General features: G+C 47.1%; 14 protein-coding genes. 12 read left to right on the top strand and 2 right to left on the bottom strand.

Annotation, left to right across the window (positions count from 1 at the left end):
- Positions 1-9: 9 nt before the first annotated feature.
- Positions 10-1,305, bottom strand: coding sequence for a replication-associated recombination protein A (locus tag JIE71_RS10530; protein ID WP_199508671.1), 1,296 nt, complete (start codon positions 1,303-1,305; stop codon positions 10-12).
- Positions 1,306-1,643: 338 nt separating this feature from the next.
- Here JIE71_RS10530 and JIE71_RS10525 point away from each other — a divergent pair, with 338 nt between their 5' ends.
- Positions 1,644-2,093 (top strand): type IV secretion protein Rhs, encoded by a 450-nt coding sequence (locus JIE71_RS10525; RefSeq protein WP_416232031.1) that lies wholly within the window; start codon positions 1,644-1,646, stop codon positions 2,091-2,093.
- Between the two features lie 152 nt (positions 2,094-2,245).
- Entirely contained in the window at positions 2,246-3,157 is a 912-nt protein-coding gene (locus JIE71_RS10520; protein ID WP_199508669.1) for a hypothetical protein, read from the top strand.
- 229 nt (positions 3,158-3,386) lie between these two features.
- Here JIE71_RS10520 and gltA read toward each other — a convergent pair whose 3' ends face one another.
- Positions 3,387-4,667: a citrate synthase gene (gene gltA, locus JIE71_RS10515; protein ID WP_199508668.1), complete on the bottom strand. Its 1,281-nt coding sequence runs from the start codon at positions 4,665-4,667 to the stop codon at positions 3,387-3,389.
- 997 nt (positions 4,668-5,664) lie between these two features.
- Between gltA and sdhC the strand changes: the two genes are divergently transcribed.
- From sdhC to JIE71_RS10465, 10 genes are all read left to right on the top strand, one after another.
- Positions 5,665-6,051: a succinate dehydrogenase, cytochrome b556 subunit gene (sdhC, locus tag JIE71_RS10510; RefSeq protein ID WP_199508742.1), complete on the top strand. Its 387-nt coding sequence runs from the start codon at positions 5,665-5,667 to the stop codon at positions 6,049-6,051.
- A 2-nt stretch (positions 6,052-6,053) separates the two neighbouring features.
- Positions 6,054-6,455, top strand: coding sequence for a succinate dehydrogenase, hydrophobic membrane anchor protein (gene sdhD, locus JIE71_RS10505; protein WP_323126934.1), 402 nt, complete (start codon positions 6,054-6,056; stop codon positions 6,453-6,455).
- Between the two features lie 251 nt (positions 6,456-6,706).
- Positions 6,707-8,557, top strand: a complete 1,851-nt coding sequence (sdhA, locus tag JIE71_RS10500; RefSeq protein ID WP_199508666.1) for a succinate dehydrogenase flavoprotein subunit — start codon at positions 6,707-6,709, stop codon at positions 8,555-8,557.
- A gap of 158 nt (positions 8,558-8,715) precedes the next feature.
- Complete coding sequence (locus tag JIE71_RS10495) at positions 8,716-9,426, top strand: succinate dehydrogenase iron-sulfur subunit (protein WP_199508665.1); 711 nt, start codon at positions 8,716-8,718, stop codon at positions 9,424-9,426.
- Between the two features lie 814 nt (positions 9,427-10,240).
- Complete coding sequence (locus JIE71_RS10490) at positions 10,241-13,093, top strand: 2-oxoglutarate dehydrogenase E1 component (RefSeq protein ID WP_199508664.1); 2,853 nt, start codon at positions 10,241-10,243, stop codon at positions 13,091-13,093.
- Between the two features lie 162 nt (positions 13,094-13,255).
- A complete protein-coding gene (gene odhB / locus JIE71_RS10485) occupies positions 13,256-14,494 on the top strand; it encodes a 2-oxoglutarate dehydrogenase complex dihydrolipoyllysine-residue succinyltransferase (protein WP_199508663.1) in 1,239 nt (412 codons plus the stop codon).
- Positions 14,495-14,666: 172 nt separating this feature from the next.
- Complete coding sequence (lpdA, locus tag JIE71_RS10480; protein WP_199508662.1) at positions 14,667-16,118, top strand: dihydrolipoyl dehydrogenase; 1,452 nt, start codon at positions 14,667-14,669, stop codon at positions 16,116-16,118.
- Between the two features lie 133 nt (positions 16,119-16,251).
- On the top strand, positions 16,252-17,418 hold the full coding sequence (gene sucC, locus JIE71_RS10475) for an ADP-forming succinate--CoA ligase subunit beta (protein WP_093069784.1): 1,167 nt from the start codon (positions 16,252-16,254) through the stop codon (positions 17,416-17,418).
- A 74-nt stretch (positions 17,419-17,492) separates the two neighbouring features.
- The gene (sucD, locus tag JIE71_RS10470; RefSeq protein ID WP_199508661.1) at positions 17,493-18,368 is read left to right on the top strand and encodes a succinate--CoA ligase subunit alpha; all 876 of its coding nucleotides are present in this window, start codon (positions 17,493-17,495) and stop codon (positions 18,366-18,368) included.
- A 153-nt stretch (positions 18,369-18,521) separates the two neighbouring features.
- Entirely contained in the window at positions 18,522-19,403 is an 882-nt protein-coding gene (locus JIE71_RS10465; protein ID WP_199508660.1) for a UTP--glucose-1-phosphate uridylyltransferase, read from the top strand.

The following is a 19,403-nucleotide window of genomic DNA, read 5'->3' as shown; positions in this document are numbered from 1 at the left end:
GTCGCCGTTTTAGGATTTTTTTGAGTTATGGTATTGATCTTTTAACCACGCCATAAATTTTTTGCTGTGCTGCTCGCGCTGATTGTCTGCAAATTCATAAAAACGGGTGCCCAGTAAATTATCAGGCAAATAGTTTTGTGGATAGTAATGCTGCGGGTAGTCGTGCGGATAGATATAGCCTTGCCCGTAACCTTGCTGGCGCATCAGCTTGGTGGTGCCGTTACGCAGGTGCATAGGCACAGGGGAGGCATCTTTTTCCGCTAGCGCCATGGCGGCATTAATGGCTTTATAGGTGCTGTTGCTTTTGGCGCTGGTAGCCAAATACACCACCACTTGCCCTAAAATAATACGCGCCTCAGGCATACCAATAGACTGCACGCTTCTGAGAGCCGCATCGGCGAGCAGCAGCGCATTGGGATTGGCATTACCAATGTCTTCACTGGCGGCAATCACCAAGCGGCGCGCAATAAAGTCGGCAGGCTCACCCGCCACCAACATCCGCGCCATCCAATACAGCGCCGCATCAGCGTCCGAGCCACGAATTGATTTAATCATTGCCGAGACGATGTTGTAATGCTGCTCGCCATCCTTATCGTATCTAGCCAGCGCGCTTTGGGCGACCGTACTGACCAGCGCATCATCGATGATTAAGACGCCTGTACTATGGTCTGCGGTCTGTACTGCAATCTCAAGGATGTTTAGTGCCTTACGCGCATCGCCATGTGCCAAATCCGCAATCAGCTGGCAGGCTCTCAAGTCGATATCTAGCGTTTTTAAAACCGTGTCTTCTAGAGTCGCCCGATTTAATAATTGGGTAATTTCCTTGGGTGTAAGTGACTCTAAGCGATACGTTTGACAGCGCGAGAGCAAGGCATTATTGATACTAAATGACGGATTTTCAGTGGTTGCGCCAATCAGTGTGATGTCGCCAGCTTCCACCGCGCCGAGCAGCGCATCTTGCTGGCCTTTATTAAAACGGTGTATCTCGTCAATAAACACCACAGGCGCAGCCAAACTTAGCGAATCTTTACTCTCTAACACCTCGCGCAGCTGCTTCACGCCTGTATTGAGGGCAGACAATAAGTGAAACGGTCGTCCCACGGCATCAGCAAGTAGCATGGCTATCGTCGTTTTGCCCACGCCTGCTTCGCCATGTAAGATAATCGAAGGCAAGTGCCTATGCGCAACCAACCGCCGTAAGGGTGCACCCTCTGCCAGCAAATGCGTTTGTCCGATAACCTCATCTAATCGCCGTGGGCGCATCCGCTGAGCAAGCGGGGTGTCAGAGTGCATGGCAGCAGGCATAATATCCTCGATAATCAATCAAAATATGACCATAATAACAAGAACCTGTAAAACAAGGGTTGTCAAAACAAGAAAAATAACAATGGCGGTAACGACAATAACAAGCATCTGCGACATGTATAGGTTGTGTCCATTGCGTAACGGTTTGGCACGGTGCTCTTTTTTCTAAAGTGACCCATACCAATATAGGTGCTACCTGCGTGCTTTAAATCTTCTTCCATTATTAAAGGAAACTTGCTTTGTCGCATCGGTTATCCCTTACTCAGCGCTTTTTTAACGCACTAACGCCCAAAGCACGTTATCAAGCATGGCGCGCGCCCTTATCGCGTCCATTAACGGTGGGCGAGCGTGAACTTGCGCGTAGCGTGTTTGGTGACAGCTTGGCACTGGACGACATTCGCTTAAAAACCACATGGTGGGTGCTCAAAAACTACGCCGTCAGTCCAAAAGGATATATCTATTTTCACCCTGATGACTGGACAGTCGACTTTAGCAAAAAGCCATTGTTAACCCAAAGCTGGCTGATACACGAATTGACGCACGTATGGCAGGTTCAGCATGGCATCAAAGTCATACGTGGCGCACTGCGTAGCCGTCGCTACGACTACGATTTACTACCCAATAAGCCCTTTACGGCTTATGGTATTGAGCAACAGGCACGAATGGTGCAGGATTTTTTTATCAAAACGCAGCGCAATGAAGACTGTAGTGCTTTGCGTACTTGTATTCCATTTTTAAATGACAATATAAAGAGTCGCGCTGCTGTTAAGCCTACATTTACAGTGTAAGTATGAATCGCTACCGACGTGACGCGATGAGGTAACAGCGCTTCGTTATACTTTTATAGCGATAAAAAGGGCTAGTTTCATGCCTATATTTGTCATGTTTTTAATCCGCTAATTTTGACCAACTGTTTCGATTGACCGATAGGAGCTGTGCTGTGATGTTCACTCATCTGACCTCAACCCTTGCGCCGACCACTTTAATGACACAAACGCGTAAAAAACGCGCTCTAACAGCGGCTGTCTTGTCAGGCGCTTTGTTGCTGAGTGCCTGTCAGGAACAAACCACCCCCACGCAGAGCGCAGCAGACACACAAAATGAATCGGTCAAACGTATTGCACCTGTGACGCCAAGTGACTCGGCTGCGGCACGTATCGAAGCTTTTCAGCCGCGTTACGTCATGCAAAAACAAGCCCTACAGCGCCGTTTGCAAGCAGAATATGAATCCTTGCAAGCTGCTGATGCGACCATGGCAACGGATATGACGAATGGACAAGTGACAGCACCTGCCGATTCTGAGACCAACCCAGTAACAGCAAATAGCGATAATGCTAACAGCAACACCAGTATGGCAAATGACGCGCAGGATACTGCCGCTAGTGCAGCGAGCAGCGAAGATATCAATACCAGTGTCGAAGCGGGTGAGCGTGATCTTGCGGTATTACAAAAGGTCACCCTAGAGCCGCGCGCGCCTGAGCAGCTTGATGAGACAGACATTATTGACCAGTATCAGGACGCCATGCGCGCCTTATATACCGCTGATAATCAATCACTAACCGCCACGCAGATGAACACACTGCTGAATGTGGCCTCGTTAGTGCCGGGACTCTTTGAGCATACAGAAATTGCCGACAGACTGGTGCTCAAAAGCCCTGCTTTAGCGCGTCTTGTGGTACAGCATCAGGTTTGGCAGCAGATTGAAGCCCAGCAAGCGATTGATATGCAAAATGTTAAAGCAGCCCAGCAAGCTGAATTTGAAGCGTTAATGGATAAATTTAACAGCACCATGAAAGACTATGATGAGCAAATTCAAAAGTATGAAGAGACGTTAGAGAGTTATCAGCAATGATAACTCGGTGTCATTCATCAAGATGCTTTTAAGCAGGATATGCCAAAGGCTAGGGTCAACAGGATAGACACAACAAATCCCGCAGATAGCGGGATTTTTTGCATTGCCTTACCTCGTTTGACAGTACGACGGTAGCCGTTTGGCGTGGACAATAGAGGGTAAGCAACCCAGCCTTGGTCAAGCTGCTTACATAAAGCACGGTATATGTTTTGACAAAAACGGCAAAGACTTACTTACGGTCTTCGATGTTGACAAAATCACGATGCGTTTCACCAGTATATAGCTGGCGTGGGCGACCGATTTTGAACGGTGCGCTGTGCATTTCTAACCAGTGGCTGATCCAGCCTGCGGTACGCGCTAGGGCGAAGATAACCGTAAACATAGAGGTTGGAATACCAATAGCTTTTAGGATAATGCCTGAGTAAAAGTCTACGTTTGGATACAGGTTACGCTCAACGAAGTACGGATCTTCTAGGGCGATTTGCTCAAGCTTCATAGCCAGCTCAAGTTTTGGATCATTGATACCCAAATCTGCCAATACTTCGTCACACGTCTCTTTCATGACTTTGGCGCGTGGGTCAAAGTTTTTGTAAACACGGTGACCAAAGCCCATTAGCTTCACTTCACGGCGTTTTACTTTTTCCATGAATTCAGGCACGTTCTCAACTGAACCGATTTCATCGAGCATTTTTAGTACCGCTTCGTTGGCACCACCATGTGATGGTCCCCAAAGCGCGGCGATACCCGCAGCGATACAGGCATAAGGGTTCGCGCCTGTAGAGCCTGCCAAACGAACGGTTGAGGTCGAGGCGTTTTGCTCGTGGTCTGCGTGCAGAGTAAAGATACGATCCATCGCTTTAGAGATGACAGGATTTACTTGGTAGTTGACATCGCCAGGGCTCGCAAACATCATGTACAGGAAGTTTTCAGCGTAGTTAAAGTCATTACGCGGATACATGAACGGCTCGCCTTGTGAGTACTTATAGCTCATTGCAGCAAGGGTTGGCATTTTTGCAATTAAGCGAATCGCCGTGATTTCACGGTGCTGTTCTTCGCTGACATCGAGGCCTTCATGATAAAACGCAGACAATGCACCGACCACACCGACCATAATCGCCATAGGGTGCGCGTCACGACGGAAACCTTCAAAAAATTTACGCAGCTGGTCATGTACAGCTGAATGCTTACGAACTTTTTTATAAAAATCGTCTTTTTGTTCTTGGTTTGGCAAATCGCCATGCAATAGGGCGTAGCAAACTTCTAGATACTCTGCACTTTCAGCCAACTGATCGATAGGGTAGCCGCGGTGCAACAGCTCGCCTTTATTACCATCAATGTAAGTAATTTTTGATTCAACAGGCGCTGTGACTTTAAAACCAGGGTCATATGACCAGTAGCCAGCATCTTGTATTGCACTTGCGTCAAGGACAGGACGTCCTAGTGTGCCTTCCATAATTGGTAGGTCATATTCCTTGCCATCTGCAATCAGTTTTGCACTCTTATCAGCCATGAATTGTTCTCCATTTATTGTAGCTGGTTCAAATAGGTAAGCGGTTTAAATACTTGATAGATACAACGCTCATTGGCGTTTTCCATTGAAATATAAAAAGGAATGGAATTAATTTGACATCTCTTTAGTGAGGCTATCTTAGCAGCTATCTTGCGTGAGTTGAAAAAAGTTTTAGGGCCCAATCGGGCAAATCCCTTGTAAATAGGGCACTGACACGCATGAGCATTTGTATCAAAATATGTATCTTAGGCCATTTAGGAAAAAAATAGTTAAAGTAAGGTTTATCACTCAATCAGCAGACCAAAACGGACTGTCCTTTGTCCTTATACGCTTAGCTAGTTATAAATTGCCAAAATAAAGGGTAAATAAACAGCAAGGTTGAGCAAATGCGGTTATAATTATCTATACATTGGCAATGTGTGGCACATTATATGGCTCACACTTACAGATTTGTTGAAATTTACATGATATTCATTATTCAGTGGATAAATTTGTAATTGCTTGCCAGTCATTTTATAATTAGGGCAATTTGACTGATATTAGCTTCGCTACATTTGCGGTATGTTCAGACAAACCGATTGATTAAAAGCATTGACTGATATTTTGCTGCGTTTATAGGTGCATTTTTGGCTGATTGACGGTTAATATGTAAACGTAGTAGCAGCCTATCTAGTGGCACTCATGGCAACCGTCTGTTTCTGACGACGCTGTGTTGTCTTTTTTTTGCTTTATGATTTACTGAAAGGTTTTGACGTTGATCTTAATAAGGTCAAATCTTCAAAGCTCTTATTCTGTATAGTTACAGACAGTAATGGATATGCCGTGCTATCCAAAAAAACAGATGATGATTGCCTATCAGCCGTTTTCATACCCCAAATTTAGCGCAAACTAACAAGTCAGCTAGCTCTTCCTTATCTTATCCGTCTCTTATAATGCTTTGAGCATGGCAGTATTTGCCGTGGTGCTTGTGAGTCATAAGAGTATAACTGCAAAAAGGATGCCCGCTGTGAAAAGCAACCGACCTATTGATCTGCCTCTAAGCCAAGTGGTGAGTGTTAACCGCTCGCCAATCGCGATCGCCTCTATTCTGCATCGCATCTCTGGCATTATTTTATTCTTATTGATTCCTGTCATGCTGTGGCTATTACAGAATTCTTTGGCATCGCCTGAGAGTTTTGCAACAGTCTTTGATAATGTTCTTGTACGTTTTATCGCATGGATTTTTGTGGCCTCAATCGCTTACCATTTTGTGATGGGCATCAAGCATTTACTTGCTGATATGGGCAAGACTGAAGAGCTAAAATCTGGTCGCGCTGCTGCGATGATCAGCTTTGTTATTGCAGCGATTCTAATTGTCGCGTCATTTGTATGGGTGATGTTCTAATGATTAAAAATAACTCAGGAATCAAAAGCGCCACCGGTCTCACGGGCTCAGGCTCACGCGATTGGATTGTCCAGCGCATCAGTGCTGTCGTTTTGGCAGTGTACAGTTTGGTCCTACTGGGCTTCTTTTTGACGCATGGTAATGTCACGTTTATCGAGTGGTCATCGTTCATGACCAGTTTACCGATGCGCCTATTTAGTTTGGTGGCGGTATTGGCACTCGCAGGTCACGCTTGGGTGGGCATGTGGACGGTATTTACCGACTACATCACTTCTGGAAAATTGGGTGAGAGCGCGCCAAAACTACGTTTGGTACTACAAACGTTAATGATTATTGCCATTTTAGTCTTTCTATTTTGGGGCATCATTATCTTTTGGGGTAACGGCTTCGTTGCTGCCGTATAATCGCTCACAAGCCTCTGTTTTATCTGTATTTAGTGCTGTGCTATAGCAAAGCAAATAGCCCTTGCTATGGCCAAGCTACCATAAAGCCTTATCCACGCCCAAATTGAGAGGCGCACACAGATATTGGCTATGCACATTTTAGTAAGTGGTTGCAAGACTTTGATAATGTTGCTGTTTTTATTGCGCAATCGGCGTACAATAGAGGATGGCAAGCAGTCTTGTATTTACTTAACAAGCATTAGGAAACCGTAATGGCGACAAAACAAGATAATACCATTAGTAATATCAAAACCCTCAACTACGATGCGGTCATCGTTGGTGGTGGCGGTTCGGGTATGCGTGCTTCATTGCAGCTTGCAGAAGCAGGTATGAATGTTGCGGTGATTACCAAGGTATTCCCAACCCGTTCACATACCGTTGCGGCTCAAGGCGGTATTGGTGCCAGTCTTGGTAACATGAGTAATGACAACTGGCATTTCCACTTTTATGACACCGTAAAAGGTTCTGACTGGCTCGGCGACCAAGACGCGATTGAGTACATGTGCCGCGAAGCACCAAAAGTGGTGTATGAGCTTGAGCACATGGGCATGCCATTTGACCGTAATGAAGATGGCACCATCTACCAGCGTCCGTTTGGCGGTCACACCTCAAACTACGGCGAAAAAGCGGTACAACGCGCGTGTGCTGCTGCTGACCGTACAGGTCACGCACTACTACACACCTTGTATCAAAAAAACCTACAACAAGGCACCCAGTTCTTTATCGAATGGATTGCGCTTGACTTGATTAAAGACGACGCTGGCAACATCAATGGCGTGGTAGCGATTGAGCAAGAGACAGGTACAGTCGCGGTATTCCAGTCACCCATCACAGTCCTTGCAACAGGTGGCGCAGGTCGTATCTTTGCCGCCTCAACCAACGCGTATATCAATACGGGTGATGGTATTGGCATGGCAGTACGTGCAGGCATTCCACTACAGGATATGGAGTTTTGGCAATTCCACCCAACAGGCGTTGCAGGTGCTGGCGTACTGTTGACTGAAGGGTGCCGTGGTGAAGGTGCTATCTTGCGTAACAAAGATGGCGAAGCCTTTATGGAGCGCTATGCACCGACCGTGAAAGACTTGGCACCACGTGATTTGGTATCACGTTCAATGGACCAAGAGATCAAAGAAGGTCGCGGCTGTGGTCCCAATGGCGAATACATCGTGATGGACATGACTCACTTAGGCGTAGAGACCATCATGAAGCGTCTGCCATCAGTCTTTGAGATCGGCAAAAACTTCGCCAACGTTGACATCACTAAAGAGCCGATTCCAGTGATTCCAACCATTCACTATATGATGGGCGGTATCCCAACCAACATTCATGGTCAAGTGGTTAAGCCAGACCTAGAAGCAGGTACGGATGAAGACGGTCTATACGCGCACGGAAACGTCGTAAAAGGTCTGTATGCCATTGGTGAGTGTGCGTGTGTGAGTGTCCATGGTGCTAACCGTTTGGGTACCAACTCATTGCTAGATTTGGTGGTCTTTGGTCGTGCTGCGGGCAAACACATTGTTGATGAGTACCATCAAGCCGACCACGACTACAAGCCATTAGACCCACGCGTATTGGACTTTACTGTTGGTCGCTTGAATAAGTTGCAGCAATCAACCGAAGGCTATAATGCGCAAGAAGTTGCGGATGAGATTCGTGCAACCATGCAAAAACACGCCAGTGTATTCCGTACCCAAGCCTTGATGGATGAAGGTGTGGATAAAATCTTGGCGCTAGAAGACAAAGTAAACAACATCCATCTAGCGGATAAGTCACAAGTCTTTAACACAGCGCGTATCGAAGCGCTGGAAGTGGCGAATTTATACGAAGTGGCAAAAGCGACTATGATTTCAGCGGCGCATCGTCACGAAAGCCGCGGCGCGCACAGCGTACTTGATTATGACCGTCCAAGCGATGACAAGGTTGCACCAAACGGTCGTAACGATATCGAGTGGATGAAGCATACACTGTGGTACTCTGAAGGTAACCGTATTATCTATAAACCTGTGCGCAAGAGCCCACTGACTGTGGATTATATCGAGCCTAAAGTTCGCGTCTACTAATCCTAGATTCCGTCCAATAACGCTTAATCGTTTTACCCTTTATTTTTTACTATTAAAGGTGACTGCCAGCGATAGCTACCCGCCCAGCATATCAACAGCGCTGGGCATGGTATCCTCCTTATCTGCCCGCAAGTCACCTATGTGTGGAGTTTAGCATTATGAGCCGAGGTACTCGCACCATCGAACTTTATCGCTACGATCCTGATGTGGACGCAGCCCCACGTATGCAAACGTATACGATTGAACTGTTAGAGTCTGATCGCATGCTACTTGATGTACTATTACGTCTGAAAAAGCAAGATGAAACCATCACTTTCCGCCGTTCATGCCGTGAAGGCATCTGTGGTTCAGATGGTATGAACATCAATGGCAAAAATGGCTTGGCATGTTTGATTAACATGAATACCTTGCCAGAAAAAATCACCATCCGTCCGCTACCAGGCTTGCCTGTCGTACGTGACTTGGTGGTTGATATGAACCAGTTCTACGAGCAGTATGAAAAAGTACATCCGTACTTAATCAATGACCAGCCAGCGCCGCCAACTGAGCGCTTACAGTCACCTGCTGACCGCGAAAAACTAAACGGTCTGTATGAGTGTATCTTGTGCGCGTGCTGTTCAACCAGTTGCCCATCGTTTTGGTGGAACCCTGATAAGTTCCTAGGTCCATCAGCGCTGCTAAATGCATACCGTTTTGTGGCCGATAGCCGTGATGCGGATACACAAGCGCGTTTGGCACGTTTAGACGACCCGTTCAGTCTGTTCCGCTGCCGTGGTATCATGAACTGCGTGTCAGTATGTCCAAAAGGCTTGAATCCAACGCAAGCGATCGGTCATCTGCGTAATATGCTTATTGACATGGCAGGCTAGACACACGCTGTCTTGAGTCCATTAAAACACCGCCCCTCGTTGGCGGTGTTTTTTTTGTCGCCTAAAAAGTATACAGTACGTGTTTGTATAGAATACGTCTGCAATCGCGAGGAGTCCTGTGCCGAGCCTTGTATATCATAATTAATAAGCGCAGAATGAATAAATATTAGCGTCAGTGGCATTGGTGTGTTTGTGATGCTATATAGATAGTACTGATAAGAATCTGCAACATTAGACTGGCAAACACCACGTGAAAACCACGTACTAAAAGTGCTATGATTGTGTGTGTTTTTAAGCCAATATTGGCGCGTTAAATCAATAAGTAAGAAAGCCCCATCGCAGGTGTGGATTGAGTTTGCGTCAATAATAACTATTGGCTGATGAAATACTTAATATTGAGCAAACAAACTATGTTACCAGTCATATACATGTTATAATTGATAGCAGTGTATGTTCGGTACAGACAGCAGCGTTTGTCGATGAGTACCAGCGCTTTGTTTGAGATATATTTGTTTTAGACAAAGGACAGGTCGATTTATAGATTGAGGTCGTTAGACAGTCATATTCATCACTTACCATGATTGATATGCGTAAGTATGAAGTGAGTGAATACGGCCTTTTATTGTAATACTGTGCTGGTCAGCACTCGATGGTTTGGTATTAAGAAGAACGGTGCTACCGTTAGTAGCATTTGTAGTTTTAGTAATTCGTATTTAACATGGAATGATGTTGATTGGCAGCAATGCCAGAGATACGACGAATGACACACGACAAGCTTGACTCCATTCATTTATCTATCAAATAGACGATTATTATGAATAGTAACCCTAAAGATTCAGCTCATACTGAACTTGCAGCTGACAATGCCCATTATCTTGAATCCCTTTACGAGCAATTCTTAACCGACCCGAACAGTGTCGATGAAGAGTGGCAGCAGTATTTTAAGCAGTATCAATCTGCCACTGATGCCAAGCACAATGCCATTAAAGACCAGTTCCTTCTACTGGCTCGCAATCAAACCGCCAATAAAGGCACCATTATTACCGAAGGTGCTACCAATAATGGCCATTGTATTGACCCAAAACAAATGGGCGTACAAAAGCTAATCTCGGCCTACCGCCGCCGTGGTCATCGCCATGCCAAGCTTGACCCATTACAACTGCACCCTCGTCCGCTCATTGAAGATTTGACCCTTGAGTTTCATGGTCTGTCAGCAAATGACTTGAACACCGTATTCCCAACCAGCGATTTAAACATTGGCAAATCAGAAGCCACATTGGGCGAGATTGTCGAAGTGTTAGAGCGTGTGTACTGTAGCAGTATCGGTATTGAATACATGCACGTGAACACCAGCGAAGAAAAACGCTGGGTAGAGCGTTATCTTGAGACCAATCACGGCCATATCAAATTTGATAAAGAAAAGCGCCTATCAATTCTTGAGCGTTTGACCGCTGCTGAAGGCCTAGAAAAATACCTAGCACGTAAATATACGGGCGTAAAACGTTTTGGTCTAGAAGGTGGTGAGAGCTTTATCCCTGCGGTGAATGAAATCATTCAGCGTGCAGGTGGCTACGGCACCAAAGAGATGGTTATCGGTATGGCGCACCGTGGTCGCCTAAACTTATTGGTAAACATCTTGGGTAAAAACCCAGCCGACTTGTTTGACGAATTTGATGGCAAAGTACAGCCAGAAAAAGGTTCAGGCGATGTAAAATACCACAATGGTTACTCATCAAACGTGATGACGCCAGGTGGTGAGGCGCATTTGGCATTGGCCTTTAACCCATCGCACCTTGAGATTGTTTCACCTGTACTTGAAGGTTCAGTACGTGCACGTCAAGTACGCCGTAATGACACCACAGGCAACATGGTATTGCCTATCGTGGTGCATGGTGATGCCGCATTTGCAGGTCAGGGCGTGGTACAAGAAACGTTCCAAATGTCGCAGACCCGCGCTTATACCACAGGTGGTACAGTACATATCATCATCAACAACCAAGTTGGCTTCACGACCAGCCGTCAAGAAGATGCACGCTCAACCGAGTACTGTACTGACGTTGCCAAAATGGTACACGCGCCTATCTTGCACGTAAACGGTGATGATCCTGAAGCGGTCGTATTTGCGGCACAACTTGCCCTTGATTACCGTCACGAATTTGGTAAAGACATCGTTATCGACCTGTTCTGCTATCGCCGTAATGGTCACAACGAAGCCGATGAGCCATCAGCGACTCAGCCATTGATGTACGCCATCATCAAAAAATTGCCAACCACGCGTGCGCTATACGCACAAAAGCTTATTGCTGAAGGTGTCTTAACTAAAGACGTCGAAAGCGAATACGAAGACAACTACCGTGAGTCACTAGACCGTGGTGAGTATGTGGTTAACTCTCTTGTTCTTGAACCAAACAGTAGCTTGTATGTGAACTGGAAGCCTTACTTAGGTCATGACCTTGTTGATGACTGGGATACTGGCGTTGATATTGAAAAGCTAAAAGCGTACGGTCGCCGTATGGCAGAAGTCCCTGAGGGCTACAAACTGCAGCGTCAAGTACAAAAAGTGGTGGATCAGCGTCTTGCCATGCAAACGGGCGAAGAGCCACTCAACTGGGGCGCGGCCGAAACGCTAGCCTACGCTTCACTGGTCGATAATGACGATACTTTAGTGCGTATTACTGGTGAAGATGTTGGCCGTGGTACGTTCTCACACCGTCATACTGAGCTATACAACACAGCTGATGGCAGCATGTATGTACCGCTTGCTCATATCAGCGAAAACCAAGCACGCTTTGCCACGTACAATTCATTGTTGTCAGAAGAAGCCGTACTCGCGTTTGAATATGGCTACGCCACCACAGTACCTAATGCGTTGATTATTTGGGAAGCGCAGTTTGGTGACTTCGTTAATGGTGCGCAGGTCGTGATTGACCAGTTCATTTCAAGTGGCGAAACCAAATGGCAGCGCGTGTGCGGTCTAACCATGCTATTGCCACACGGCTTTGAAGGCCAAGGCCCTGAGCATTCATCAGCACGTCTTGAGCGTTTCTTACAGTTATGTGCTGAAGACAACATGCAGGTGATTACGCCAACCACGCCAGCGCAGATTTTCCATGCCCTACGTCGTCAGGCCGTACGTCCGATTCGTAAGCCATTGATTGTCATGTCGCCAAAGAGTTTGCTGCGTCATAAGTTGGCAACCTCAACGCTCGATGAATTGGCAAATGGTAAGTTTGAAACGGTATTGCCAGAGATTGATGCACAAAATGCAGACGCCATCACCCGCCTAGTGGTATGTGGTGGTAAGGTCTACTATGATCTGCTTGAGCAGCGCCGTGCGCTTGGCCTTGATCATGTGGCCATCGTCCGTATTGAGCAGCTTTATCCATTGCCAGAAAAACGCTTGATTGCTGAGATCGAAAAATACAGCAACCTAAAAGAAATCGTTTGGACGCAAGAAGAGCCATTGAACCAAGGTGCTTGGTACTATCTAGCGCCGCATATGTTCCGTATCGTCGTACCACATCCAACCAAGGCAAAAGTCATGGAGCCAGTGGCACGTCCACCGAGCGCCGCTCCTGCGACAGGGTCGCCAAAACTGCATGCTCAGCAGCAGCAAGCACTGATCGCAGGCGGTCTTGGTATCAGTGTCGATGAGCTGGCAAAGTAAGATAAGTGACAGACGTTAAGGTTATAGATTATAGAAGACACATGAAGCAGGCGATGACAGTCAGTACTGGCAATACCTATCAGTGACACTGTTGCACACAGTATTGACTGCCTATCACGACTTAATAACGCATATAAATATCCAAATCTAAGGAGTATATCGATGGCTGAGATTAAAGCCCCCGTTTTTCCAGAGTCAGTTGCTGATGGCACCATCGTTGAGTGGCACGTAACTGAAGGTCAACAAGTTAGCCGTGACGAACTATTGGCTGAAATTGAAACGGACAAAGTTGTCCTAGAAGTGGTCGCACCAGACAATGGCGTTGTTACCAAAATCGTCAAACAAGTAGACGACACCGTTGAGTCAGACGAGCTGATTGCTGAATTTGAAGCAGGCGCGACGGCAGGCGACAGCCCTGCACCTGCGGTTGATACCGATCAACCAGCTGCCCCAGTACAGCCAAAGCAAGCGGCTGACGGTGGCGAGCCAAAGCAAGCACCAGCAGAAAACGAAGCGGATCATAAAGATCAAAGCCCAGCGGTCAGAAAAGCGGCGAAAGAAAGCGGTATTGATCCAAAGAACGTTGAAGGCAGTGGCCGTGGCGGTCGTGTTACCAAAACGGATATGGCAAACCCAACCCTAAAATCTGACAGCAGCATCACGACTGACAACGGTCGTCCTGTAGCAGAATCTGTAGGCGAGCGTAGTGAAAAGCGCGTGCCAATGACCCGCTTGCGTAAGCGTGTTGCTGAGCGTCTACTGTCAGCCTCACAAGACACTGCAATGTTGACCACATTTAACGAAGTCAACATGAAGCCTTTGATGGACATGCGTGCTAAGTACAAAGACAAGTTTGAAAAGCGTCATGGCGTACGTCTAGGCTTTATGTCATTGTTCGTAAAAGCGGCTACCGAAGCGCTAAAACGTTTCCCAGCAGTTAACGCGTCACTAGACGGTGATGACATCGTATATCACGGCTTCTATGACATCGGCGTAGCGGTATCTTCAGACCGTGGCCTAGTGGTTCCTGTACTTCGTGACACCGACCGCATGAGCATGGCTGATGTTGAAAGCACCATCCGTCAGTTCGGTAAAAAAGCACAAGAAGGCAAGCTTGGCATCGAAGACATGACTGGCGGCACGTTCACCATCTCAAACGGTGGCGTATTTGGTTCACTCATGTCAACGCCAATTCTAAACCCACCACAAACCGCTATCTTGGGCATGCACGCTATCAATGATCGCCCAATGGCTGTCGATGGTAAAGTTGAAATCTTGCCAATGATGTACTTGGCACTGTCTTATGACCACCGTATGATCGATGGTAAAGAAGCTGTACAGTTCCTTGTTACTATCAAAGAATTGGTCGAAGACCCAGCCATGTTGCTGCTTGACCTATAAGGGGATAAGCTTGTATCGGTGATGACTGATACAAGCTTTTTAGCTTAGGCAGCGCACGCGTATCGCGTTCGCTGCCCATAAGCCGCTGTGTTTTTACTTTGCGAGCTGACAGTATTGGTCAGTAATAAAACCAGCGCTCTCATACACAACAGACAAAAAATGGATACCTATTATGAAAGAAAATTATGATTTGGTCGTCATCGGCGGCGGTCCTGGTGGTTATGAAGCTGCAATTCGTGGCGCACAGCTTGGCATGAGCGTGGCGTGTATCGAAAAGCGCCTATACAAGGGTGAGCCAGCACTTGGCGGTACGTGCTTGAACGTCGGCTGTATCCCATCAAAAGCCTTGCTAGACAGCTCACACCGTTATGAAGCAACCAAGCATGAGCTTGGCGAGCACGGCATCAGCACAGGCGATGTGGCTATCGATATCGAGCAAATGATTGCTCGTAAAGAAGGTATCGTTAAGCAATTGACTGGCGGTGTTGCAGCACTACTAAAAGGTAACGGCGTAGACTGGCTACAAGGCTGGGGCACCCTCGTAGACGGTAAAGGCGCGGACAAGCAAATCAAATTCACCGCGCTAAGCGATGAGAGTGAAACCACCATCACTGCCAAAAACGTCATCCTAGCGGCAGGTTCAGTGCCTATCGAGATTCCAGTAGCGAAGACGGACGGCGATCGTATCGTTGATTCAACAGGTGCGCTAGACTTCACTGAAGTACCTAAACGTCTTGGCATCATCGGTGCAGGTGTTATCGGTCTTGAGCTTGGTTCGGTATGGCGTCGTCTTGGTGCAGAAGTGGTGGTCTATGAAGCACTACCAACCTTCCTTGCGGCAGCAGACAAAGACGTGGCAAAAGAAGCGGGTAAACTGCTGAAAAAACAAGGTTTAGACATCCGTGTCGACACCAAGGTGACCAACGCTGAAGTGCAAGGCGATGAAGTGGTTGTAACCAGCGAATACAAAGGCGAGTCAGTAGAGACGCGTTTTGACAAGCTGATCGTTTGTGTTGGCCGCCGTGCTTACTCAGAAAAACTGCTTGGCGAAGACAGTGGTCTACAACTGACTGAACGCGGTTTGGTTGAAGTCGATGAGCAGTGCAAAACCAACCTAGACGGCGTCTACGCCATTGGTGACTTGGTACGTGGCCCAATGCTTGCGCACAAAGCGATGGAAGAAGGCATGATGGCAGTTGAACGCATTCATGGCGAAAAAGCGCAAGTCAACTACGACACCATCATCAACGTCATCTACACCCACCCTGAGATTGCATGGGTTGGTATGACAGAGCAAGAAGCGACTGAAGCGGGCTACGAAGTCAAAACAGGCTCATTTAACCTAGCTGCCAACGGTCGTGCGCTTGCGCAAAGCGAAGCACAAGGCTCTATCAAAGTGGTTGCTGATGCAAAAACCGATCGTCTACTGGGCATGCATGCCGTATCTGTTGGCGCAGGTGACATCGTGCATCAAGGTATGATTGCGATGGAGTTTGTATCAAGCATCGAAGACTTACAGCTGATGACTTTCGCGCATCCAACCGTATCTGAAGCGGTACACGAAGCAGCATTGTCAGCAGATGGTCGTGCGATTCACGCGATTCAGCGCAAAAAACGCAAATAAGGTATTATCCATAACGGGCGATGAAGTCAGGCTTGTATCATGAGCACTGACATCATCGCCATGTTATGCGCGCCCGTTGTGTTGGGCGCATCGTTTCACTTTTCTTAATGGTAAATAACAAAGGATACAATCAATGAATTTACATGAGTATCAAGCCAAAGAGCTACTAAAAAGCTATGGTCTGCCAATTCAAGAAGGCATCATTGCCAGCAACGGCGAAGAAGCTGCAGAAGCATTTGACAAAACCCCAACCGATATCGCTGTTATCAAAGCACAGGTGCATGCGGGTGGTCGTGGTAAAGCGGGTGGCGTAAAGCTGGTTAAAACTCGTGAAGAAGCCAAGCAAGTGGCTGAAGAGCTTATCGGCACGAACCTTGTTACGTATCAAACTGACGCAGAAGGTCAGCCTGTAAACTTCGTATTGGTTGCAGAAGATATGTATCCAGTACAAACTGAATTGTACCTTGGCGCTGTTGTTGACCGCTCTTCACGTCGTGTAACGTTCATGGCGTCAACTGAAGGCGGCGTTGAGATTGAAAAAGTTGCTGAAGAAACCCCAGAAAAAATCTTCAAAGTTATCGTTGATCCATTGGTTGGCTTGCAGCCATATCAAGCGCGCGAAGTAGCGTTCAAATTGGGTCTTGAAGGCAAGCAAGTTAACCAGTTCGTAAAAATCATGACTGGCGCTTATCAAGCATTCATCGACAACGACTTTGCCCTATTTGAAATCAACCCACTAGCGGTACGTGAAAACGGCGAAATCGTTTGTGTTGACGGCAAAATCGGCATCGACTCAAATGCACTATATCGCTTGCCAAAAGTAGCGGCGTTACGTGACAAGTCACAAGAAAACGAGCGTGAGCTAAAAGCATCTGAATTTGACCTAAACTATGTGGCATTAGAAGGCAACATCGGCTGTATGGTTAACGGTGCTGGTCTTGCTATGGCGACCATGGACATCATCAAACTGTACGGCGGCAAGCCAGCCAACTTCCTAGACGTAGGCGGCGGCGCGACCAAAGAGCGTGTGGTTGAAGCATTCAAAATCATCCTAGAAGACAGCAGTGTTGAAGGCGTTCTTATCAACATCTTCGGCGGTATCGTACGCTGTGACATGATTGCTGAAGCGATTATCGCAGCAGTTAAAGAAGTTGACGTACAAGTACCAGTTGTTGTTCGCCTAGAAGGTAACAACGCTGAGAAAGGCGCACAAATCCTGAACGAATCAGGTCTAAAACTGATTTCAGCGCAAGGTCTGTCTGACGCTGCACAAAAAATTGTCGACGCTGTAAAAGCGTAATAGCCCCGACGTGATGGCAGCTTGCCCGTTATTGGCACTGCCGTCATAAGACAACCGAATACAAGGAAAACATAATGAGTGTATTAATTGATAAAGATACCAAAGTATTGGTACAAGGTTTTACTGGTAAAAACGGTACGTTCCATTCTGAACAAGCCATCGAATACGGCACCAAAGTGGTTGGCGGTGTTACGCCAGGTAAAGGCGGTCAAACGCACCTAGGCTTGCCAGTATTTAACACCATGAGCGAAGCGATGGAAGCGACTCAAGCAGACGCTTCTGTGATCTACGTACCAGCACCTTTCGTTCTTGATTCAATCATCGAAGCGGTTGACGCGGGCGTGAAGCTGATCGTGGTTATCACCGAAGGTGTACCAACCATCGATATGCTAAAAGCCAAACGCTACATCGAAGAAGCGGGCGACGTGCGTATGGTTGGTCCAAACTGCCCAGGCGTTATCACTCCAGGTCAGTGCAAAATCGGCATCATGCCAGGTCACATCCACTTGCCAGGTAAAGTGGGCGTTATCTCTCGCTCTGGTACACTAACGTACGAAGCGGTTGCGCAGACCACCAAGCTAGGCTTTGGTCAGTCAACTTGTATCGGTATCGGTGGTGACCCAATCCCAGGCATGAACCAAATCGATGCACTAAAACTGTTCCAAGAAGACCCGCAAACCGAAGCCATCATCCTAATCGGTGAAATCGGTGGTACCGCTGAAGAAGAAGCCGCCGCTTACATCAAAGAAAACGTAACCAAGCCTGTTGTTGGCTACATCGCTGGTGTCACTGCACCTGCTGGTAAGCGTATGGGTCACGCTGGTGCGATCATCTCTGGTGGCCAAGGTACTGCTGAAGATAAGTTTAAAGCCTTTGAAGATGCGGGCATCGCGTACACACGCGACCCATCAAAAATCGGCGAAAAACTAAAAGAAGTTACCGGCTGGTAATCTCTGGCAGTCGCTAGATGAGTGCGCTGCACTTAAGCTACAAAAAAGGCACCTCTATGATGGGGTGTCTTTTTTTTTGCTGCTATACTGTGGGCTTTGTGATTTTATAATACCCAATAATACGACAATTAAATGAAGAACAACGAGGTCTCTATGACGACGGTAACACATGCGGTAATCCCAGTGGCAGGTTTTGGCACGCGAATGCTGCCGCTGTCTAAATCTGTCCCTAAAGAGCTACTGCCCCTTGGCAATCGTCCCGCCATTCATTATGTGGTTGAAGAAGCGATAGCGGCAGGTATCAAGCATATTGTGCTCGTCGGTCATGCGCAAAAAAGCGCGATTGAAAACTACTTTGATGTTAATGCCGAGCTCGACACCCAGCTGCGCCAAAAAGGCAAAGACGATCTTGCGGACAGTCTAAACTGGCTGCCTAATTATGTAAGCGTGTCAATGATTCGCCAAGGTAAGCCCTTAGGACTTGGGCATGCGGTATTGGCAGCGCGTCCGATTGTTGGTCAAAATAATTTTGCCGTGTTACTGCCTGATGTGGTGCTTGATCCATTTACGACCGATATGCAGACCGACAATTTGGCTTATATGCTTGGGCAGTTTGCTCGTGATGGGCAGTCGCAAATTTTGGTAGATAAAGTTGCCGATAGTGACGTGCATAAATACGGTATTGCGCGCCTGAGTGACAATACTGAGACAACGCAAACGAAAAATGAGATTGGCAATCAATCGTTTAATGTCGCTGGTTTTGTCGAAAAGCCTGCACTTGCGGACGCACCATCGCGTTTGGCGGTGGTGGGACGCTATGTGTTTGACCAGCAAATTTTTGATTATTTAGCAAACACAACAGCCTCCGTCGGCGGTGAGATTCAGCTGACTGATGCCATTGATGCGTTGATTGCGACCCAAGGCGTGCAGGTCACCACCATGCAGGGTGCAAGTTATGACGCAGGCGACATGCGTTCATACATGCAAGCGTTTATGTATTTTGCTGAGCAGCAATTGGCAGATGAGGCAAAATAA

Source organism: Psychrobacter sp. bablab_jr014, assembly GCF_016464015.1.
Taxonomy (GTDB): Bacteria; Pseudomonadota; Gammaproteobacteria; order Pseudomonadales; family Moraxellaceae; genus Psychrobacter.
This window is presented reverse-complemented; position numbering and strand designations above follow the sequence as displayed.